The organism is Pseudomonas sp. GW822-FHT02G04 (genome assembly GCF_058802085.1).
This window is the reverse complement of sequence record NZ_JBXANU010000014.1, coordinates 1-18,379: the sequence shown is the minus strand read 5'-3', so window position 1 is coordinate 18,379 and position 18,379 is coordinate 1. Positions and strand designations below refer to the sequence as shown.

The window sequence follows — 18,379 nt, the reverse complement described above, 5'->3', positions numbered from 1 at the left end:
CCGCAGCGGGGAAACTGATGGAGAATGCACCCTAACCCGATACTGGCTGTGCAAATGCCTTGCGAACTGTGTCGTGGGAAAACTCGTCGGCGTGATGCTGGACCCATTCGAGAGCGAGGGCCTGAATATCCTGCAGGTCGTCGTGCGGGTCATGCAGGCGACAGTAACGTTCAATCTGGCAGATCTGCTCACCCATCCGCGCGCAAAACAGCGTCTGTTCGTCAACGAAGGCGATCCCCACCAGATAGCCGCGTTTTCGTCGCAAACACCACGCCACATAACCCAGGAAACGCAAGTCGGGGTTCAGCGTCGGCATGCGTATTTCCAGCGCCGTACCGTGGCGCCACGCGCGGTGGTAATTGCAAGCCATGCCGCCGAGGCTGATAGTGTGCAGCTCTTGCCGCGAAATACACTCATGTTTGAGCAACGTTAATTCGACGGGCACATCGTCAGGATGAGGAAGATAACGTCTCATGAACACGGACTCCCTGTGTCGGCCACTTGACACTGTTTCTCCCAGTATAGTGGTCGAATCGGAACTGACCGATTTCGACGCCGACCAACGGTTGCTGGCGATGAGCGGCATTTCACTGGTGATTTTTACCAGCGTCGGCTGCGCCAGTTGCCGTTTTGCCCGTGAGCAGTTGCCCAGGCTCGAACTGGCGGTCGATCGGCTGTGCTGGATCGATGCCGGGAGCAATGGCGGGGTGGTCGAGCGTTATCGGGTCTTTCATTTGCCGGCACTGTTTGTGGTGCGCGACGGTGAGTATTTCGGGGCGCTACAGTCGCGCCTGACCCGCACAGCGCTCAACGAGGCTGTGGATCAGGCGCTGAATCGACCAGCAGAGGAGTTGCCATGACAGGCACAGTCGCCAAGCCGACAATCGGCATTATCGGGACCGGCGCGATCGGTGGTTTCTACGGGCTGATGCTGGCGCGTGCCGGTTTCGATGTGCATTTTCTGTTGCGCAGCGAGTTTTCCGCGGTGGCCGAACGCGGCTTGCATCTCGACCATGCGTCGTTGGGCCCGCTGACCTTGAACCCGGTCCAGGCCTATTCGTCGGCTGCCGACATGCCGCCCTGTGACTGGCTGCTGGTGGGCGCCAAAACCACCAGTAACGAGGACCTGGCACCGGCCATTATTCAAGCCGCGGCACCTGATGCCAAAGTGCTGTTGCTGCAAAATGGCCTGGACGTCGAAGACCGTCTGCGCGAGTTGCTCCCCGATTCACTGCACCTGCTGGGCGGGCTTTGTCTGATCTGCGTCCATCGCGTCGGCCCCGGGGTCATCACCCATCAAGCGCTGGGGGCGGTGAATGTCGGCTACCACAGTGGCCCTGCCGCCGATGCACAGGCACGCATGAACATCGTCGAGGAGGGCGCCGGGTTGTTCCGCACTGCCGGTATCGACGCCCAGGCCATGCCGAATCTGCAGCAGGCGCGCTGGCAGAAGCTGGTCTGGAATATTCCCTACAACGGCCTGTCGGTGCTGCTTGGGGCCAGCACCACGCCGTTGATGGCGGATGCCGACAGCCGCGCGCTGATTCAGGCCTTGATGGCCGAAGTTGTTCAGGGGGCCAAGGCCTGTGGTCATGACATGCCGCCGGGTTACGCCGATTATCTGTTCATGATGACCGAGAAAATGCCCGACTACTGGCCGAGCATGCATCACGATTTTCTGCACAAGCGGCCGCTGGAACTGGACGCCATCTACACTCGGCCACTGGCAGCGGCGAAGGCGGCGGGATGTGAGTTGCCGCGAATCGAGGCCTTGTATCGCAGCTTGAGTTTTATCGACCGACGTAACCACTGAGTCGGTCAAAAGAAGGGGGAAGGGCATGGCAAATGTCATAGACGACAAACTGGTGCTGGCAATTTCTTCGCGAGCGCTGTTCGATTTGAGCGAGAGCCACAAGGTCTATCTGTCGAGCGGCGTCGAGGCTTATCGGCAGTACCAGATCGAACACGAAGACGAAATTCTCGAGCCCGGCGATGCATTCCCGTTGGTGGAAAAACTCCTGAACCTGAACACCCGTCTCGGCCGCGCCCGGGTCGAGGTGATCCTGGTGTCGCGCAACAGCGCCGACACCGGCCTGCGGGTTTTCAACTCGATTCATCACTATGGCCTGTCGATCTCGCGTGCGGCATTCGTCGGCGGGCGCAGTCCTTATCCGTACCTCAAGGCTTTTGGTTGCGACCTGTTTCTTTCGACCCATGCCGAAGACGTGCGCAATGCGCTGGATGCCGGATTCGCCGCAGCGACTATTCTGTCAGGCGGTGCCAGTCGCGCCGCCAGCGACGAATTGCGCATTGCTTTCGACGGTGACGCGGTGCTGTTTTCCGACGAGTCGGAGCGGGTCTATCAGTCGGGAGGCCTGGCGGCGTTTCAGGCGAGCGAGCGTGAGGCGGCCCGCGAGCCTTTGCGTGGCGGGCCGTTCAAGGGCTTCCTCGCGGCGCTCAATCTGTTGCAGCGCGAGTTCCCCGATGATGCCTGTCCGATCCGCACCGCGCTGGTGACCGCGCGATCGGCGCCGGCTCATGAACGGGTGATCCGCACCTTGCGCGAATGGGACATTCGTCTGGACGAATCGCTGTTTCTTGGCGGCCTGACCAAATCGGCTTTTCTCGAAGCCTTTGCCGCCGACGTATTTTTCGACGATCAGGCAGGCCATTGCGAGCTGGCCCGTGAAGTGGTCGCCACCGGGCACGTGCCCCATGGCATCAGTAACGAGCCGTCGGTTTAAAGCCCGGCGGTTCAATGCGTTGCGCCGGGCGCCGCACTCGCCACGGCACTGCTAAGCTGAATCAATCTCCGCCATGTTGGCATTCGAGGAGGTCATATGATTCGTTCGATGCTGTATGCCACTGACTTGGGTCTGTACGCACCATTGGTGATGCAGCATGCCTTGGAACTGGCTCGAACATTCAATGCCGACTTGTATGTGGTACACGCGGTAGAGCCCATGGGGCTGTTTGCCGAATCCGTGTTGCAGAGCTATCTCGACGAGAAGGCCTTGAACGAATTTCACAGTCAGGGTCTGAACAATGTGATCGCCAATATTCAGCAACGGGTGCTCGACAACTTTCGTGAAGAGCTGGGGGATGAAGGAGAGCAGGATTTGCAGCGGATTCAGGCAGTGCGAGTGCTGCAGGGCGATCCGTCGCAGGTGATTCTCGACCAGGCACAGAAACTCTCTGTCGATTTGCTGATCGTAGGAAGTCACAGCCATGGTGCTGGCGCGGAAACGCCGTTGGGCCGAACCGCTGCGCGCGTGTTGCAACTGGCCAGGGTGCCGGTCTATCTGGTGCCGCTGGTGGAGCGTCGCCGCAAAGAGGATCGCTAGAACACGAATAATGGCATTTTGACAAAAAGTTCTAGATTTATTGGTCGAACCATTAATATAGTTATATACCGTCGCTGATGCCCGTGGCGTCTACCTGCTTTGAGGGATTCATATGAAGCTTCAACAATTGCGCTACATCTGGGAAGTGGCGCACCACGACCTCAACGTTTCTGCTACAGCCCAAAGCCTCTACACCTCGCAACCGGGCATCAGCAAACAGATTCGTCTGCTGGAAGACGAATTGGGGGTCGAGGTTTTCGCCCGCAGCGGCAAGCATCTGACCCGCGTTACCCCGGCCGGCGAGCGCATCATCACCACCGCTGGTGAGATCCTGCGCAAAGTTGAAAGCATCAAACAGATCGCCCAGGAATTCTCCAACGAGAAAAAAGGCACCCTGTCGATCGCCACCACCCACACCCAGGCGCGTTATGCATTGCCGCCGGTGATCAGCAATTTCATCAAGCAATACCCGGACGTTGCCCTGCACATGCACCAGGGTTCGCCGATGCAGATCGCCGAGATGGCCGCGGACGGCACCGTCGATTTCGCCATCGCCACCGAAGCCCTGGAGCTGTTCGGTGACCTGGTGATGATGCCGTGCTATCGCTGGAACCGCTGCGTGGTCGTGCCTCAAGGCCATCCGTTGACCAAGCTGTCGAAGCTGACCCTCGAAGCCCTGGCCGAATACCCGATCGTGACGTACGTGTTCGGTTTCACCGGCCGTTCGAAACTCGACGAAGCCTTCAGCCATCGTGGCCTGACACCGAAAGTGGTGTTCACTGCCGCCGACGCCGACGTGATCAAGACTTATGTTCGTCTGGGGCTGGGCGTCGGCATCGTGGCGAAAATGGCGGTCGATACCAAGCTCGATAGCGACCTGGTGGTGCTCGATGCCAGCGAGTTGTTTGAATCCAGCATTACCAAAATCGGTTTCCGTCGCGGCACTTTCCTGCGTGGCTTCATGTGCGACTTCATCGAAAAGTTCGCTCCGCACCTGACCCGCGAAGTGATGGCCAAGGCCATTCAGTGCCACAACAAGCAGGAACTGGAAGAGCTGTTCGACGGCGTCGAACTGCCGGTCCATTAAGCGTCAACAGACGCTAGACCACCTCGGTGACAGCAAACTGTTGCCGAGCGCCCGCCACCAGAATCTCCACTTCATCCCCTTCGAACTTGCCCAGCAGGCTTTTGCCCAGCGGCGAGCGAGGGGTGATGACGGTAATCAGTTGCCCCACCAGATCAACCTTCAACCCGGCTGCGTCGGGGGCCAGGAACAGCCATTGTTCGCGACCCTTTTCGTCTTCCAGGCCGAGCAGGGCGCCGACCTCGATGCCGCGCCGCTCGTCATAAGGCCGCAGTGTCAGGTTCTGGCAAAGGGTCAATGACAGCCTGATTTCCTCCACTCGCCTGGCCTGCCCGGCCGCCAGATAAGACGCCTCCAGCCCCAGGGTGTCGTACTTGTTTTCGGCTATGTTTTCTTCGTGGGTCGCGGTTTCGTAAGCGGTTTGCGCGGCACGCTCGGCGATGTCGAGATCAATCCGCAGCTTGTCGATAATCAGTTGGTGGACGGTCGGCTTGTGCATAGAGAGCTTCATGATCAATCGCAGAATTGCAGGACGTTGGCGCGGCTTTTTTCGCTCGGCGCGGTCTGGTCTTGTTGCAGCCAGAACTGACATTTTGGATTGGCCAGATTGTGTTTACTGCTTCTGGCCTGTTCCACCATTTGTTGCTGGTCGTTCCTGCGCAGGTGTTCCTCGTACTGTTCGAACATCGGGTTCTGTGGTGCGGGTTGCTCAATCACCGGCGGTTTGGCCAGTTGTTCCACCGCTTGGGCCAAGGGTGCCAATTGCTCGTTGAACAACAGGCGCCAGGCGAGCCAACAGGTCAGTGCGATCGCGATAAATCCCAGCCACAAACCGAGGGCGATGCTGCCGGTCAGTTGCAGCGCATTGAGCTGGATCGGCATGGAGCGGCGCGGGTGGGGACGGTAGGGCATGACTGCCTCCTGGCGGGTGGTCGCGGGCGAGTGGCGATTGTCGCACGAAGATTAATCGTCGTCGGCTCTTCTGCGCGGGGTAATTTATGCGGACAATCGGCGCTTTTGCCAACGGGAACCTGGAATGTCTGAAATGAAAACCCGCTGGGATATTTTTTGCACCGTGGTCGACAATTTCGGCGACATCGGTGTGACCTGGCGTCTGGCCCGCCAACTGGTGGCCGAACATTCAGTGACGGTGCGCTTGTGGGTCGATGACCTGCGGGCCTTCGAGCGGTTGTGTCCAGAAATCGACATCCACGCCGCGCAGCAGTGGCAGCAGGGTGTCGAGGTGCGACAGTGGTCAGCGGACTGGCAACCCACCGACGCTGCAGATGTCGTTATCGCCGCGTTCGCCTGCCAGTTGCCGAGTGCTTATATGGAGGCCATGGCCGAACGGGAAAAGCCGCCGCTGTGGATGAACCTCGATTATCTGAGCGCCGAAGACTGGGTCGTCGGTTGTCACGGCTTGCCGTCGGTGAAGTACAAGAACGTGCAGAAGTTCTTTTTCTTCCCGGGCTTTCGCAAGGGCACCGGTGGCTTGCTGCGTGAGAGCGGATTGCTCGAGCGGCGTCGGCAGTTTCAGCAAAGCCCCGAGGCTCAGCGAGAATTCCTGCAAGGCCTGGGGGTTGAACGCGCCCCGAATGCACAGCTGATCTCGCTGTTCGCCTACGAAAATACCGGGCTGGCCAGTTGGCTCGACGCCATGGCTGCCGACTCGACGCCCACTCACCTGCTGGTGCCCGAGGGGCGGATTCTCGGCGACGTCGAACGTTGGCTCAGAGTGGGCGGGCTGACGGCCGGCGCGGTGCATGTGCGCGGCGTCCTGACCGTGCAAGTGCTGCCGTTCGTCCGACAGGATCAATATGACCTGCTGCTGTGGAGCTGCGATTTCAACGCCGTGCGCGGCGAAGATTCCTTTGTTCGCGCGCAATGGGCAGGCCGGCCACTGCTCTGGCACATCTATCGGCAGGACGAAGATATCCACCTGGACAAGCTCGACGCCTTCCTGACCCTGTACATCCAAGGCCTGTCCAAACCTGCTGGCGAGGCGATCAGCGGTCTATGGCGGGCGTGGAATGCAGGTGAGACAATGGGCGAGCACTGGAAATCAACCCGCAAACATTGGCCGGAACTGGAAAAACATGCCGAGGCGTGGTGTCTGGAACAAGCCTTGCAGGCAGATCTTGCCGCAGCGCTGGTACAGTTTTACCTAAATTGGATATGATACGCGGCCTAGATTTTTGTAAATCCCATCCAAATTCGGATATTCGCAATGAAAACTGGTAAAGAACTGAAACCCGGTATGGTAATCCGTATCGACAACGATCCTTGGCTGGTTCAGAAAGCTGAATTCACCAAGTCGGGTCGTAACAGCGCGATCATGAAGACCAAGCTGAAAAACCTGCTGACCGGTTACAAGACCGAAACCGTTTACAGCGCTGACGACAAGCTGGACGACGTAATCCTCGACCGCAAAGAAGCGACCCTGTCCTTCATCAGCGGCGACTCCTACACGTTCATGGACACCACTGACTACACCATGTACGAGCTGAACGCTGAAGACATCGAAGCCGTTCTGCCTTTCGTTGAAGAAGGCATGACTGATGTTTGCGAAGCGATCTTCTTCGAAGAGCGTCTGGTTTCCGTAGAACTGCCGACCACTATCGTGCGTCAGGTTGACTACACCGAAGGTTCCGCTCGCGGTGACACTTCCGGCAAGGTGATGAAGCCTGCCAAACTGAAGAACGGTACCGAGCTGTCGGTTGCTGACTTCATCGAAATCGGCGACATGATCGAGATCGATACCCGCGAAGGCGGTTCCTACAAAGGCCGTGCTAAATAAGCACTGCTTGAGGAATGAAAAAGCCCGACCATTGAGTCGGGCTTTTTTGTGGGCGCTGTTTCGTCCTTGGAGTCAGACGGCAACGTGCAGGCGTACATCGACGTTGCCACGGGTGGCGTTGGAGTACGGGCAGACCTGGTGGGCGGCGTCGACCAGGCTTTGCGCATCGGCTTGTTCAAGGCCAGGCAGGCTGATGTGCAGGTCGATGTCCAGACCGAAACCGCCAGGGATCTGACCGATGCCGACATGGGCGGTGATCGAGGCGTCATCCGGGATTTTGCGTTTGGTCTGGCTGGCGACGAATTTCAGCGCGCCAATGAAGCAGGCGGAATAACCGGCGGCGAACAGTTGTTCAGGGTTGGTTGCCGCACCGCCAGCGCCACCGAGTTCTTTCGGGGTCGCGAGTTTGACGTCGAGGACGTTGTCGCTGGAGATCGAACGACCGTCACGGCCGCCGGTGGAGGTTGCGATTGCGGTGTAGAGAGTTTGCATGGTGTGAGCCTCGTTCTGGATTGTGTGTTTTGCGCTAAATGTTTGTGCGCTAAGTAAGTGCGAGATGAATTTAGCTAGCTAATATTTAGTACGCAAGATAAATTTTTGAAAAAAATTGATCCAGCCCACCACCTGGAGATTCGATCAGGAGGGAGATGCTGGAGATAGAGGCTTTCGTGCGGGATTTATGCGAAGTGAATTTTTTGCGACGGGGAGGGCGACTTCGCGGGCAAGCCTCGCTCCTACGGGTTTTCAGTCGATAACAAATTTGTAAACGACACAAAACCCGTAGGAGCGAGGCTTGCCCGCGAAGAACGATAACGCGGTCTAAAGGCTGTCTTGCAGGTGGCTGCGCAGCTCCTGGAGATCCGCTTGCAGCTTTTTCAAATGTTCCAGCGTCTGCCCGCTGGCGCCGAGGATGCACTGCGGAATATCGCGCGCTTTGTCTCGCAACGCATGGCCTTGCTCGGTGAGTTCGACAATCACCACCCGTTCATCTTCGCGGCTGCGGGTGCGGCTCAGCAGGCCCTCGGCTTCCAGGCGCTTGAGCAGCGGGGTGAGGGAGCCGGGATCGGTCAGCAGTCGGCTGCTGATTTCACCGACCGTCACCCCGTCCTTTTCCCACAACACCATCATTGCAAGGTACTGCGGATACGTCAGGCCCAGCGCTTGCAGCAGCGGCTTGTAGACCTTGGTCATCAGCAAGGAAGTGGAATGCAGGGCGAAGCAGACCTGATTGTCCAGCAGCAGGTTATCGCAGTTGTCCGGGGTGTTGCGCTCGGTGTTCATTTCAAAGCCTTGATCAGTGATCGTCATGAATCTAGCGGGCGAATCTTTAATGCGCCAGATAATTATGGACTAGTGGCGGTCCAGATTGGTTTGCAGCGCCAGATCCCACGGTGGGATGGGGCTGAAACGGGTCTTCAGGTATTCCAGCAACAAGCGGCTGCGCGAGCTGGGCTGCTGCTCCAGGCGTAACGCATAAATGCCGGTGCTTTCCGGTTTTGGCAGACCGTTTTCGCAGAACAGCGGCAGCAGCTCGCCGCGTAATAGATATTCGCTGGCCAGCCACGTCGGCAAATGCGCGACGCCCAACCCGGCCAGTGCGCCGCAGACCAGCGCCTCGGCATTGTTGGCGCTCATGCGGATTCGCGCAGGCCGGTGCAAATGCATCTGCCCATCCCGCTCGAAGCGCCAGGCGAACGGCGGAGCCAGGCCATCCCAATCCAGACCGTCGTGGTCGACCAATTGCGCCGGCTCGGTCGGCAGGCCACGGCGTTGCAGGTAATCGGGGCTGGCGCAAGCGATGCGCACCATGCTCGCCAACGGCGTGGCCACCAGTCGGGTATCGGCCATTTGCCCGGCACGCAGTACCAGGTCGACCTTGCCCAGGTTCGAACCCTGCATGTCGACAAAGCTGTCGATCAAGTGCAATTGCACGTCGAGGCCGGGGTAAAGGGTCAGGAAGTCGGCAATCACCGGTGCCAGATGGCGTCGTCCGAACGCTGCCGGCGCATCGACCCGAATCAAGCCTTCCGGCGCATTGCTCAGGGACACCGCTTCCGCCCGCGCCAGCCGCAGCTCCGCGACGATCCGCCGCGCGCGCTCGGCAAAGGCCAAGCCTGCCGGAGTAGCCCGCACCGCGTGGGTGCTGCGAAGGAACAGCTGGCTGCCGACGGCACTTTCCAGGCTGTCGATGCGTCGCGCCACGGCCGATGGCGTCAGGGGATGACGGCGGGATGCAGCGGAAAAACTGCCGGTTTCCAGCACATCCAGAAACAGCCCGAGTTGTTCGGTCAATTGATTGGGGTTCATGGCTTCATCAACGCTTGTGCGAATTTGGCACAGCCATTGTGCGTTGCTGTGCGTTTCCCTGCCAGAGCCGACTGCGTAGGATGAACGGCCTGACAAGAGGAAAATCGCCTGTGATTGAGTTCGTGATGTACCTGGTTTTTGGCGCCGCCCTGGGCACCCTCGGCGGACTCTTCGGCATTGGTGGCGGGTTGGTGGCGATTCCGCTGCTGGGCGTGTGGTGCGGTCTCGATCAGCAGGTCGCCCAAGGCACGGCGCTGGTGATGGTGGTGCCGAACGTGATGCTGGCGCTATGGCGCTATCACCAGCGCAATCGCATCGAATTGCGTCATGCGCTGCCATTGGCTTCGATGGGATTTTGCTTCGCCTGGATCGGTTCGATCTGGGCGGTGGGCGTTGATGCGCAAACCATGCGGGTGGGCTTCGTTGCGTTCCTGGTCGCGCTGTCGGCCTACAACTTGATGCGAATGTTCACCGCCACCGCGCCGGCGTCTTCGCAGATGCATTATTCATGGCCGTGGCTGGGGGTGCTCGGCGCGGCTTCCGGGACCATGGGCGGGTTGTTTGGCGTGGGTGGGGCGGTGGTGGCAACGCCGGTGTTGACCAGTCTGTTTGGCACCAGCCAAGTGGTTGCCCAGGGCTTGTCGCTGGCGCTGGCATTGCCGAGCACGGGCGTCACGTTGGCGACTTATGCGGTGCACCATCAGGTGCACTGGGCGATCGGTATACCGTTGGCGGTCGGTGGATTGATGAGCATCAGTTGGGGCGTGAGAATCGCCCACGCACTGCCGGAGCGGCTGTTGCGCGGGCTGTTCTGTGGGTTTCTGGTGTGCTGCGCGGTGATGCTCGCCTTTAAAGTTTGAAGCCTTCGACGATGTGCTCGGCCAGGCATTCGGTGATCGGCGAAGGGTTGTTCAGGTTGCGGATCAGCATGATGCTGGCTTCCGGCAGCAGGGGAAGGTCCTGGTCGGCGCCGAGGATGCGCATGTCTGGTGTGATCAGGCTTTCCAGTTGCGCGGTGATCGCAAGCCCCGCGCTGACCACCGCCATCAATGCCGACAGGCTGGAGCTGTTATAGGCAATGCGGTAATCGCGGCCCATGGCGTCCAGCGCATTACACGCCCAGACACGGCAGAAACAATCACTGTTGAACATCGCCAGCGGCAGCGGCGTCTGCTCGTGGGCGTTGAAGCATTGGGCTTCGGCCCAGACAAAACGCTCCTTGCGCAACAACTGGCCGATCTCGTTACCCGGCTCGCGGGTGACGATGGACAGGTCCAGGTCCTGGCGCTGCAACAGTTGCCGGGTCGATTCGCAATGAACCTCGATCTGGATCAGCGGGTAGAACTGCGCGAAGCGCGACAGAATGCCCGGCAGAAAGCGCATCACGTAATCGTCGGGCGTGCCGATGCGCACCGTACCGACCATGTGCGGCTCGCGCAGGGTATTGAAGACTTCGCTGTGAAGTTTGAGGATGCGTCGCGCATAGCCCAACAACACCTGGCCTTCGGCGGTCAGCTTGACCTGGCGCCCGTCGCGTTCGAACAGCTGGCGCTGCAACACGTCCTCTTCCAGGCGTTTCATCTGCATGCTCACCGCCGACTGGGTGCGGTTGACCATTTCCCCGGCGCGGGTAAAGCCGCCCTGATCGGCGATCGCGACGAAGGTGCGCAGTACATCGGTGTCGATACTGGGGTAGGCGGACATTCATCAATCTCCGAGATGTATGCCATCAGAAACATTCGTTGGATTGATCTTAGCGCTGGAGCGAGACTGGATCCATCCCTAAAGGAGGGCTACACGATGAAAGGTCACAACGAGCATGTAACGGAAGAAAAATTCTCAATCCACGCGGTATCCGATCTGCTGCACAAGTTTAGTCGCTGGTACGAACTTCACCGTGAACGTGAATTACTGGCGAGCTTGAGCGACGAAGCACTGAAGGATATCGGCGTGAGCCGCGCAGATGTGGAGCATGAGGCAGTAAGACCGTTCTGGGATGATCCGATGCATAAATGATGATGCCATCGCTACACAAACCGCTTTCGGGTGAGGTAGGTTGCGAGCAGACAAGGAGATGCTCATGCCCGCCACACTGTCCTTTTCCCTCAAACAGGCTCGGCGTCTGGCGCTGGCCGCCCAAGGGTTCAATGGGCGCCAGCCGCCGGCGGCGATCAAACCGGTTCAGCTCAATCGGCTGATCGAACGGCTCGGAATTCTGCAGATCGATTCGGTCAATGCGTTGGTGCGTTCGCACTACCTTCCCTTGTTTTCCCGTCTTGGCAATTACTCAACCGACTTGCTCGATCAGGCTGCCTGGAGTCAGGGCCGTCGGCGCACGTTATTCGAGTATTGGGGCCACGAAGCGTCGTTATTGCCGTTGTCGATGTACCCCTTGATGCGCTGGCGCATGCAGCGCGCAGCCCGCGGCGAAGACATTTACCAGCAACTGGCGCGTTTCGGTCGTGAGCAGCAGGACACGATTCGCCGCGTTTTAGCGTCGGTCCAGGAACTCGGTGCGCTGGGGGCAGGCAGCCTGTCGACCCGTGAGGAACGGGCAGGGCCGTGGTGGGACTGGAGCGCCGAAAAGCATGCACTGGAATGGTTGTTCGCCGCCGGTGAAGTGACCGTGGCCGGTCGGCGCGGGTTCGAACGGCTTTATGATTTGCCGGAGCGGGTGATTCCTTCGGCGATTCTTCAGCAGCCCTTGCTCAGTGAAGCCGAGGCCCAGCGCGGGTTGTTGCTGCATGCGGCCACGGCGTTGGGCGTCGGCACGGAAAAGGACTTGCGGGACTATTTTCGCTTGAACCCGGCAGACAGCCGGCCGCGTTTGGCGGAACTGGTCGAGGGCGGTGAGCTGCTGGTCTGTGAGGTTGAAGGCTGGCGGCAACCGGCCTATTGCCTGGCTGAGTCGAAGGTGCCGCGCAAGGTCGAGGCCAGTGCGCTGCTTTCACCATTCGATTCGCTGATCTGGGAGCGCAGCCGTACCGAGCGCTTGTTCGATTTCCGTTATCGGTTGGAGATTTATACGCCGCAGCACAAGCGGGTCTACGGCTATTACGTCCTGCCGTTTTTGCACAATGAGCGGATTGCTGCGCGGGTCGATTTGCGAGCCGAACGAGCGTCGGGCCGGTTGGCGGTGCATGCCGTGCATGAGGAAGAGCCGGGGCTGGATGATGAAGGGATGCGGGCTTTGGCGGTCAATCTGCGGCGGATGGCCAATTGGTTGGGGCTTGAGCGGGTTCAGCTGAATTGCCCGCGGGCGAGTGCGGCGCGGTTGCGGGGGGCGTTGGCTCAAATGGGTGGTGATTGAGCTGACGCCTTCGCGGGCAAGCCTCGCTCCTACAGGTTTTATGTCGTCCACCGGAAATGTGAACGACCCAAAACCTGTAGGAGCGAGGCTTGCCCGCGAAGGGCTTAACGCGATTTAACGGCGGACTTGCTTCAGGGTCTCGGCAATCAAAAACGCCAGTTCCAGCGACTGATCGGCATTCATCCGCGGGTCGCAATGGGTGTGGTAACGATCCGACAACCCATCTTCGGTAATCGGCCGCGCGCCGCCAATGCATTCGGTGACGTTCTGCCCGGTCATTTCGATGTGGATGCCGCCGGCATAACTGCCTTCCGCTTCGTGAACCTGGAAGAACTGTTTCACCTCGCCCAGGATCTGTGCGAAGTCGCGGGTCTTGTAGCCGCTGCTGGCCTTGATGGTGTTGCCGTGCATCGGGTCGGAGCTCCAAAGCACCTGCTTGCCTTCGCGTTGCACCGCGCGGATCAGCTGCGGCAGGTGATCACCAACCTTGTTCGCGCCCATCCGCGCAATCAGGTTCAGGCGACCCGGGTCATTGTCCGGGTTGAGCACATCGATCAGGCGAATCAGGTCTTCAGGGTTCATGCTCGGGCCGACCTTGACCCCGATCGGGTTATGCACCCCACGCAGGAATTCGACGTGAGCGCCGTCCAGTTGACGGGTACGGTCACCGATCCACAGCATGTGGGCCGAGCAGTCGTAGTAGTCGTTGGTCAGGCTGTCGCGACGCACGAAGGCTTCTTCGTAGTTCAGCAGCAGCGCTTCGTGGGCGGTGAAGAAGCTGGTTTCGCGCAGTTGCGGCGAGCTGTCCATGCCGCAGGCGCGCATGAAGGCCAGGGTTTCATCGATGCGATCGGCCAGGTGGCTGTATTTCTCGGCCAGTGCCGAGTTGGCGATGAAGTCCAGGTTCCATTTGTGTACCTGATGCAGGTCGGCAAAGCCGCCCTGGGCAAAGGCGCGCAGCAGGTTCAGGGTCGCGGTGGACTGGTGGTAGGACTGCAGCAGGCGGTCCGGGTCCGGCACGCGGCTTTTTTCGTCGAAACCGATGCCGTTGACGATGTCGCCACGGTAGGCCGGCAGCGTCACGCCGTTGATGGTTTCATCGTTGGCCGAACGGGGTTTGGCGAACTGACCGGCCATGCGTCCGACTTTGACCACCGGGCAACCGGCGGCGAAAGTCATGACGATCGCCATTTGCAGCAACACTTTAAAGGTGTCGCGAATTTTCGCGGCGGAGAATTCGGCGAAGCTTTCGGCGCAGTCGCCGCCCTGCAACAGAAACGCCCGGCCCTGGGTGACTTCGGCAAACTGACGGCGCAACTCCCGCGCTTCACCGGCAAACACCAGTGGCGGATAGCTCGCCAGGGTTTGCTCGACGTGCAGCAAATGCGCCGCGTCGGGGTATTGAGGTTGTTGCTGGATCGGCAGGGCGCGCCAGCTGTCAGGGCTCCAGGGTTGGCTCATCGCAGTCTCTAGTGTTTTACGCTCGGACGGTTATGTTATCAGCAATTAGTGCGTGACCTGTTCCCGTCGCTTCGCGGACAATTGCGCCTTTGCCGCTTTATGTTGCGGTTTATCGCGTTGCCGGGGCCGGTAACGATCGGGAGACGAAATGACTGAGGAGCGCGTCGAGCATCTGCTCGCCGAGGTACAGGATGAGTTCGGCGTGATTCGCGTGCTGGAAGTGGCCGATTACCGTTTCCTGGAGTTCGGTGACGCCATCGAACAGAGCTGCGTGTTCACCGCCGACCCGAGCTGGCTCGAGTACGATTACACCCGCGCGATGCTGATTGGTGCGCTGTGCCACGAGCAGCCGGAAAGCGCGCTGTTCCTCGGCCTTGGCGCCGGGACACTGACCCAGGCTTGCTTGAAGTTCCTGCCACTGGAAGATGTCGAAGCCATCGAGCTGCGCCCTGACGTACCGCGCCTGGCCATCGAATACCTGGGGCTGGATGACGATCCGCGGCTGTACATCCGCGTCGGCGATGCGCTGGAGTTGCTCGATACGGCTGAACCGGCCGATCTGATTTTCGTCGACCTGTATACCGATGTCGGGCCGGGTGTCGGGCATCTGGCCTGGAGCTTTCTGGAAAACTGTCAGAAACGCTTGAATCCGGGTGGCTGGCTGGTGATCAACCAGTGGGCCACCGACGACGGCAAGCCGTTGGGCGCAGCGTTGTTGCGCGGTCTCTATCACCGGCATTACTGGGAACTGCCGGTGAAGGAGGGCAACGTGATTCTGATCGTGCCATCGGAGCTGGATCAGGAGCTGGACATGGAAGGGCTGATCGCCCGCGCGGAAGGCCTGGCGCCGCGATTGGGGTATTCGTTGCGATCGTTGATCAAGGATATTCGGCCGGCGACTTAATACGATGAGGTCATCTGTGGCGAGGGAGCTTGCTCCCGCTTGAGTGCGCAGCACTCACAAAATCTGTATTGATGTACAAGGATTGTTGGGGCCGCTTCGCAGCCCAGCGGGAGCAAGCTCCTCGCCACAAAAGCCGATCTGTCAGCAGCCTTTGAAGACGCCCGGCCGCTTCTCGATCATCGACCGCACACCCTCCTTGGCGTCCTCGCTGTTGAGCAATTTCTTCACCAGCGCCGGCAATGCCTGGGCCGCAGCAGTTTCACCCTCATAGCGCGCCTGGCGCGCAGACATCAACGTCGCCTGAACCCCCAGCGGCGCCTGCCGGGCGATCCTCTCAGCCAACTCGATCGCCCGTGGCAGCAAGTCCTCGCTGGCCATGACTTCCTGCACCAGGCCCAGATGCAAGGCGTCATGTGCGTCGAATTCATCGCCGGTGAGCAGCCAGCGCATGGCATTGCCCCAGCCGGCGACCTGATGCAGGCGCAAGGTGGCGCCGCCGAACGGGAAGATCCCGCGCTGCACTTCCTTCTGGGCAAAACGGGTATTGCTGGCGCACAGATTGATGTCGGCGGCCAGCATCAATTCGATGCCCACGGTCAGGCAGTAGCCTTGCGCCGCGACAATCACCGGTTTGCTGACGCGGGGGCCGCCGAACACACCCCAGGGATCGCAGCCGCCGTGCGGTGCCTGCCAGCCTTCGGCCAGGGCTGCGCCGGCGCTGACCAGGTCGAGCCCGGCAGTGAAATGCTCGCCATGGCCGAACACCACCGCGACCCGCGCCTCAGTGTCGGCGTCGAATTCGCCATAGGCCAGGCTGAGCGCATTGAGCAGGTCGAGGTCGAAGGCATTGCGCTTGGCCACCCGATCCAGGCCGATCATCAGGACATGACCGTGTCTTTCAAGGGTTACACGACTGGGGCTGGGCTGATTCATGGAGCATTTCCTCGGGCGGGAAGGGTGCGTCAGACCAAAGGTCTGCGTCGCAAGGGTGAACCGTTTTAGCGCCATCGTCAGCAGGGCCGGGCCTTTGCAAAATAGACGGTTGTACGATTATCCGCAAAGCCCGTGACACAACGGCGTATGCCGGTTTTTTCCGATAAAAAAAGCTCCCTTTTTGGCCGAATTCCGGTATAGTGCGCGCCGGCCTTTAACCGGGCCGCGTTTAGGTAGCGCAATTCCCCGAAGCCAGCTTCGGCTGCACGTCCCCAGCGGACTCTTCCTTGACGATTCTTTTCATTCATTCGTTTTCGCAAATCCCCGCCGACAAAGCTGCCAGGGCGACTCTTGAGTCTCAACACGGCATGCGCAGCTTTGGAGCATGGGTCTTTGCGGATGCACTTAGAGGCAGACCCATGACCCAGGAAATCGGCGGCTTCGCCGCTCTTGAACTTCACCCTAATATTGTCGCTGCAGTAGTCGCTACCGGCTATGAAGAGCCTTCGGCCATTCAGCAGCAGTCGATCCCGATCATTCTCGCCGGTCACGATATGATTGGCCAGGCGCAAACCGGTACCGGTAAAACCGCTGCCTTTGCCCTGCCGATCCTGCACCGCATTGATCCGTCCAAGCGCGAGCCGCAAGCTCTGATCCTGGCCCCAACTCGTGAGTTGGCGCTACAAGTTGCAACCGCTTTCGAAACCTACGCCAAGCAAATGCCGGGCGTAACTGTTGTGGCTGTCTACGGCGGCGCGCCGATGGGCCCACAATTGAAAGCAATCCGTAATGGCGCACAGATTGTTGTCGCCACTCCGGGTCGTCTGTGCGACCACCTGCGTCGCGACGAAAAAGTCCTGACTACCGTGAACCACCTGGTTCTCGACGAAGCGGACGAAATGCTCAAACTGGGCTTCATGGACGACCTGGAAGTTATCTTCAAGGCCATGCCGGAAACCCGTCAGACCGTATTGTTCTCGGCCACCCTGCCGCAATCGATCCGTGCCATCGCCGAACGCCACCTGCGCGATCCGAAGCACGTGAAGATCCAGAGCAAGACTCAGACCGTTACCGCGATCGAACAGGCTCACCTGTTGGTTCACGCTGACCAGAAGACTTCTGCCGTTCTCAGCTTGCTGGAAGTGGAAGATTTCGACGCCCTGATCATGTTCGTGCGCACCAAGCAAGCGACCCTGGACCTGGCCAGTGCCCTGGAAGCCAAAGGCTACAAAGCCGCTGCGCTGAACGGTGACATTGCTCAGAACCAGCGTGAGCGCGTCATCGAATCCCTCAAGGATGGCCGTCTGGACATCGTTGTGGCGACCGACGTTGCCGCTCGGGGCCTGGACGTTCCGCGTATCACTCACGTGTTCAACGTTGATATGCCGTACGACCCGGAATCCTACGTTCACCGTATCGGCCGTACCGGCCGTGCCGGTCGCGAAGGTCGCGCGCTGCTGCTGGTCACTCCTCGTGAGCGCCGCATGCTGCAAGTGATCGAGCGTGTTACCGGTCAGAAAGTTGCCGAAGTTCGCCTGCCGGACGCTCAAGCTGTTCTCGATGCCCGCATCAAGAAACTGACCAACAGCCTGTCGCCGCTGGTAGGCGATGCCGAATCGACTCACGGTGATCTGCTGGATCGTCTGACTGCCGACATCGGTTGCAGCCCGCGTGCCCTGGCCGCAGCCCTGCTGCGCAAGGCTACCAACGGTCAAGCGCTGACCCTGGCCGCCATCGAGAAAGAGCGCCCACTGGTGCCGAACAATGCACCGCGTGGCGATCGTCCAGAGCGTTCCGGTGATCGTCCGGACCGTGGTGACCGCGAGCGTCGTGCTCCGATCCCGCTGGCCGAAGGTCGTGCTCGTTGCCGTACCGCGCTGGGTGCGCGTGATGGTATCGCTGCCAAGAACCTGCTGGGCGCTATCCTCAACGAAGGTGGTCTGGCGCGTGAAGCCATCGGTCGCATCCAGGTGCGTGACAGCTTCAGCCTCGTCGAGCTGCCGGAAGATGGTCTGGAGCGTCTGCTGACCAAGCTGAAGGACACTCGCGTTGCCGGTAAGCAGTTGAAGCTGCGTCGCTACCGCGAAGATTGATCCGCCCCCGGGCTGATTGATCGCACATAAAAAATCCCCGACTGGTTCGGGGATTTTTTTTGCCTGATTGTTCCCACGCTCTGCGTCACTAGTGTCCGGTAAAAACTAAAGGGGGAGCTTGCTCCCCCTTGCTGTGCCTGCTTCGT

The 18,379-nt window shown here is 59.8% G+C and carries 21 protein-coding genes; 12 read left to right on the top strand and 9 right to left on the bottom strand.

Annotated features, from left to right (window positions below; genetic code table 11):
• Window positions 1-31: 31 nt before the first annotated feature.
• Window positions 32-475, bottom strand: a complete 444-nt coding sequence (locus AC1RO5_RS18025; protein ID WP_493176685.1) for a PilZ domain-containing protein — start codon at window positions 473-475, stop codon at window positions 32-34.
• Here AC1RO5_RS18025 and AC1RO5_RS18020 point away from each other — a divergent pair.
• The 5 genes from AC1RO5_RS18020 (at window position 474) to cysB (ending at window position 4,431) form a co-directional block, all read left to right on the top strand.
• Window positions 474-860, top strand: coding sequence for a thioredoxin family protein (locus AC1RO5_RS18020; protein ID WP_007939991.1), 387 nt, complete (start codon window positions 474-476; stop codon window positions 858-860). The two genes, AC1RO5_RS18025 and AC1RO5_RS18020, sit on opposite strands and share 2 nt — an antisense overlap.
• Window positions 857-1,813, top strand: coding sequence for a putative 2-dehydropantoate 2-reductase (locus AC1RO5_RS18015; RefSeq protein WP_493176683.1), 957 nt, complete (start codon window positions 857-859; stop codon window positions 1,811-1,813). The genes AC1RO5_RS18020 and AC1RO5_RS18015 overlap by 4 nt, the downstream gene beginning before the upstream one ends.
• A gap of 25 nt (window positions 1,814-1,838) precedes the next feature.
• Window positions 1,839-2,744: a 5'-nucleotidase gene (locus tag AC1RO5_RS18010; RefSeq protein WP_493176681.1), complete on the top strand. Its 906-nt coding sequence runs from the start codon at window positions 1,839-1,841 to the stop codon at window positions 2,742-2,744.
• Window positions 2,745-2,840: 96 nt separating this feature from the next.
• On the top strand, window positions 2,841-3,344 hold the full coding sequence (locus tag AC1RO5_RS18005) for a universal stress protein (RefSeq protein WP_007939995.1): 504 nt from the start codon (window positions 2,841-2,843) through the stop codon (window positions 3,342-3,344).
• Between the two features lie 112 nt (window positions 3,345-3,456).
• Window positions 3,457-4,431 (top strand): HTH-type transcriptional regulator CysB, encoded by a 975-nt coding sequence (gene cysB / locus AC1RO5_RS18000; protein WP_007899921.1) that lies wholly within the window; start codon window positions 3,457-3,459, stop codon window positions 4,429-4,431.
• 13 nt (window positions 4,432-4,444) lie between these two features.
• Here the strand turns inward: cysB and AC1RO5_RS17995 are convergent, their stop codons facing one another.
• Together AC1RO5_RS17995 and AC1RO5_RS17990 are read right to left on the bottom strand one after the other, a co-directional pair.
• On the bottom strand, window positions 4,445-4,927 hold the full coding sequence (locus AC1RO5_RS17995; RefSeq protein WP_033064117.1) for a GreA/GreB family elongation factor: 483 nt from the start codon (window positions 4,925-4,927) through the stop codon (window positions 4,445-4,447).
• 14 nt (window positions 4,928-4,941) lie between these two features.
• Window positions 4,942-5,340: a hypothetical protein gene (locus tag AC1RO5_RS17990; protein ID WP_019650546.1), complete on the bottom strand. Its 399-nt coding sequence runs from the start codon at window positions 5,338-5,340 to the stop codon at window positions 4,942-4,944.
• A gap of 124 nt (window positions 5,341-5,464) precedes the next feature.
• Between AC1RO5_RS17990 and earP the strand changes: the two genes are divergently transcribed.
• Both earP and AC1RO5_RS17980 read left to right on the top strand, forming a co-directional pair.
• On the top strand, window positions 5,465-6,607 hold the full coding sequence (earP, locus tag AC1RO5_RS17985) for an elongation factor P maturation arginine rhamnosyltransferase EarP (protein ID WP_493176679.1): 1,143 nt from the start codon (window positions 5,465-5,467) through the stop codon (window positions 6,605-6,607).
• 48 nt (window positions 6,608-6,655) lie between these two features.
• Window positions 6,656-7,225: an elongation factor P gene (locus AC1RO5_RS17980; protein ID WP_007940000.1), complete on the top strand. Its 570-nt coding sequence runs from the start codon at window positions 6,656-6,658 to the stop codon at window positions 7,223-7,225.
• A gap of 72 nt (window positions 7,226-7,297) precedes the next feature.
• On the opposite strand, the gene AC1RO5_RS17975 is transcribed toward AC1RO5_RS17980, so the two are convergent.
• The 3 genes from AC1RO5_RS17975 to AC1RO5_RS17965 form a co-directional block, all read right to left on the bottom strand.
• Window positions 7,298-7,717, bottom strand: a complete 420-nt coding sequence (locus AC1RO5_RS17975) for an organic hydroperoxide resistance protein (RefSeq protein WP_018930027.1) — start codon at window positions 7,715-7,717, stop codon at window positions 7,298-7,300.
• Window positions 7,718-8,044: 327 nt separating this feature from the next.
• The gene (locus tag AC1RO5_RS17970) at window positions 8,045-8,506 is read right to left on the bottom strand and encodes a MarR family winged helix-turn-helix transcriptional regulator (RefSeq protein ID WP_493176828.1); all 462 of its coding nucleotides are present in this window, start codon (window positions 8,504-8,506) and stop codon (window positions 8,045-8,047) included.
• Between the two features lie 69 nt (window positions 8,507-8,575).
• Window positions 8,576-9,532: a LysR family transcriptional regulator gene (locus AC1RO5_RS17965; protein WP_493176677.1), complete on the bottom strand. Its 957-nt coding sequence runs from the start codon at window positions 9,530-9,532 to the stop codon at window positions 8,576-8,578.
• Window positions 9,533-9,657: 125 nt separating this feature from the next.
• Here AC1RO5_RS17965 and AC1RO5_RS17960 point away from each other — a divergent pair, with 125 nt between their 5' ends.
• On the top strand, window positions 9,658-10,392 hold the full coding sequence (locus AC1RO5_RS17960; RefSeq protein ID WP_019650549.1) for a sulfite exporter TauE/SafE family protein: 735 nt from the start codon (window positions 9,658-9,660) through the stop codon (window positions 10,390-10,392).
• On the opposite strand, the gene AC1RO5_RS17955 is transcribed toward AC1RO5_RS17960, so the two are convergent.
• Window positions 10,382-11,236, bottom strand: coding sequence for a LysR substrate-binding domain-containing protein (locus AC1RO5_RS17955; protein ID WP_007940006.1), 855 nt, complete (start codon window positions 11,234-11,236; stop codon window positions 10,382-10,384). The genes AC1RO5_RS17960 and AC1RO5_RS17955 overlap by 11 nt on opposite strands.
• Before the next feature lie 96 nt (window positions 11,237-11,332).
• On the opposite strand from AC1RO5_RS17955, the gene AC1RO5_RS17950 reads away from it, so the two are divergent.
• Complete coding sequence (locus AC1RO5_RS17950) at window positions 11,333-11,548, top strand: DUF1127 domain-containing protein (RefSeq protein WP_007940008.1); 216 nt, start codon at window positions 11,333-11,335, stop codon at window positions 11,546-11,548.
• 64 nt (window positions 11,549-11,612) lie between these two features.
• Window positions 11,613-12,842 (top strand): winged helix-turn-helix domain-containing protein, encoded by a 1,230-nt coding sequence (locus tag AC1RO5_RS17945; RefSeq protein WP_493176674.1) that lies wholly within the window; start codon window positions 11,613-11,615, stop codon window positions 12,840-12,842.
• Window positions 12,843-12,956: 114 nt separating this feature from the next.
• On the opposite strand, the gene AC1RO5_RS17940 is transcribed toward AC1RO5_RS17945, so the two are convergent.
• The gene (locus AC1RO5_RS17940; RefSeq protein ID WP_007899909.1) at window positions 12,957-14,303 is read right to left on the bottom strand and encodes a class II 3-deoxy-7-phosphoheptulonate synthase; all 1,347 of its coding nucleotides are present in this window, start codon (window positions 14,301-14,303) and stop codon (window positions 12,957-12,959) included.
• Window positions 14,304-14,451: 148 nt separating this feature from the next.
• Between AC1RO5_RS17940 and AC1RO5_RS17935 the strand changes: the two genes are divergently transcribed.
• On the top strand, window positions 14,452-15,207 hold the full coding sequence (locus AC1RO5_RS17935) for a spermidine synthase (RefSeq protein ID WP_493176672.1): 756 nt from the start codon (window positions 14,452-14,454) through the stop codon (window positions 15,205-15,207).
• A gap of 141 nt (window positions 15,208-15,348) precedes the next feature.
• On the opposite strand, the gene AC1RO5_RS17930 is transcribed toward AC1RO5_RS17935, so the two are convergent.
• Complete coding sequence (locus AC1RO5_RS17930) at window positions 15,349-16,140, bottom strand: crotonase/enoyl-CoA hydratase family protein (RefSeq protein ID WP_493176670.1); 792 nt, start codon at window positions 16,138-16,140, stop codon at window positions 15,349-15,351.
• A 419-nt stretch (window positions 16,141-16,559) separates the two neighbouring features.
• Here AC1RO5_RS17930 and AC1RO5_RS17925 point away from each other — a divergent pair, with 419 nt between their 5' ends.
• Window positions 16,560-18,233 (top strand): DEAD/DEAH box helicase, encoded by a 1,674-nt coding sequence (locus tag AC1RO5_RS17925; RefSeq protein ID WP_007940012.1) that lies wholly within the window; start codon window positions 16,560-16,562, stop codon window positions 18,231-18,233.
• Window positions 18,234-18,379: the final 146 nt, after the last annotated feature.

What these genes read in the sequence shown, in the direction of transcription:
- AC1RO5_RS17935 (WP_493176672.1), top strand. Translation starts at nt 14,452, where the DNA reads ATGACTGAGGAGCGCGTCGAGCATCTGCTCGCCGAGGTACAGGATGAG.
- AC1RO5_RS17965 (WP_493176677.1), bottom strand. Translation starts at nt 9,532, where the DNA reads ATGAACCCCAATCAATTGACCGAACAACTCGGGCTGTTTCTGGATGTG.
- earP (WP_493176679.1), top strand. Translation starts at nt 5,465, where the DNA reads ATGTCTGAAATGAAAACCCGCTGGGATATTTTTTGCACCGTGGTCGAC.
- AC1RO5_RS18020 (WP_007939991.1), top strand. Translation starts at nt 474, where the DNA reads ATGAACACGGACTCCCTGTGTCGGCCACTTGACACTGTTTCTCCCAGT.
- AC1RO5_RS18025 (WP_493176685.1), bottom strand. Translation starts at nt 475, where the DNA reads ATGAGACGTTATCTTCCTCATCCTGACGATGTGCCCGTCGAATTAACG.
- AC1RO5_RS17940 (WP_007899909.1), bottom strand. Translation starts at nt 14,303, where the DNA reads ATGAGCCAACCCTGGAGCCCTGACAGCTGGCGCGCCCTGCCGATCCAG.
- AC1RO5_RS18005 (WP_007939995.1), top strand. Translation starts at nt 2,841, where the DNA reads ATGATTCGTTCGATGCTGTATGCCACTGACTTGGGTCTGTACGCACCA.
- AC1RO5_RS17980 (WP_007940000.1), top strand. Translation starts at nt 6,656, where the DNA reads ATGAAAACTGGTAAAGAACTGAAACCCGGTATGGTAATCCGTATCGAC.
- AC1RO5_RS17930 (WP_493176670.1), bottom strand. Translation starts at nt 16,140, where the DNA reads ATGAATCAGCCCAGCCCCAGTCGTGTAACCCTTGAAAGACACGGTCAT.
- AC1RO5_RS18010 (WP_493176681.1), top strand. Translation starts at nt 1,839, where the DNA reads ATGGCAAATGTCATAGACGACAAACTGGTGCTGGCAATTTCTTCGCGA.
- AC1RO5_RS17970 (WP_493176828.1), bottom strand. Translation starts at nt 8,506, where the DNA reads ATGAACACCGAGCGCAACACCCCGGACAACTGCGATAACCTGCTGCTG.
- AC1RO5_RS17950 (WP_007940008.1), top strand. Translation starts at nt 11,333, where the DNA reads ATGAAAGGTCACAACGAGCATGTAACGGAAGAAAAATTCTCAATCCAC.
- AC1RO5_RS17955 (WP_007940006.1), bottom strand. Translation starts at nt 11,236, where the DNA reads ATGTCCGCCTACCCCAGTATCGACACCGATGTACTGCGCACCTTCGTC.
- cysB (WP_007899921.1), top strand. Translation starts at nt 3,457, where the DNA reads ATGAAGCTTCAACAATTGCGCTACATCTGGGAAGTGGCGCACCACGAC.
- AC1RO5_RS18015 (WP_493176683.1), top strand. Translation starts at nt 857, where the DNA reads ATGACAGGCACAGTCGCCAAGCCGACAATCGGCATTATCGGGACCGGC.
- AC1RO5_RS17925 (WP_007940012.1), top strand. Translation starts at nt 16,560, where the DNA reads ATGACCCAGGAAATCGGCGGCTTCGCCGCTCTTGAACTTCACCCTAAT.
- AC1RO5_RS17975 (WP_018930027.1), bottom strand. Translation starts at nt 7,717, where the DNA reads ATGCAAACTCTCTACACCGCAATCGCAACCTCCACCGGCGGCCGTGAC.
- AC1RO5_RS17990 (WP_019650546.1), bottom strand. Translation starts at nt 5,340, where the DNA reads ATGCCCTACCGTCCCCACCCGCGCCGCTCCATGCCGATCCAGCTCAAT.
- AC1RO5_RS17995 (WP_033064117.1), bottom strand. Translation starts at nt 4,927, where the DNA reads ATGCACAAGCCGACCGTCCACCAACTGATTATCGACAAGCTGCGGATT.
- AC1RO5_RS17960 (WP_019650549.1), top strand. Translation starts at nt 9,658, where the DNA reads ATGTACCTGGTTTTTGGCGCCGCCCTGGGCACCCTCGGCGGACTCTTC.
- AC1RO5_RS17945 (WP_493176674.1), top strand. Translation starts at nt 11,613, where the DNA reads ATGCCCGCCACACTGTCCTTTTCCCTCAAACAGGCTCGGCGTCTGGCG.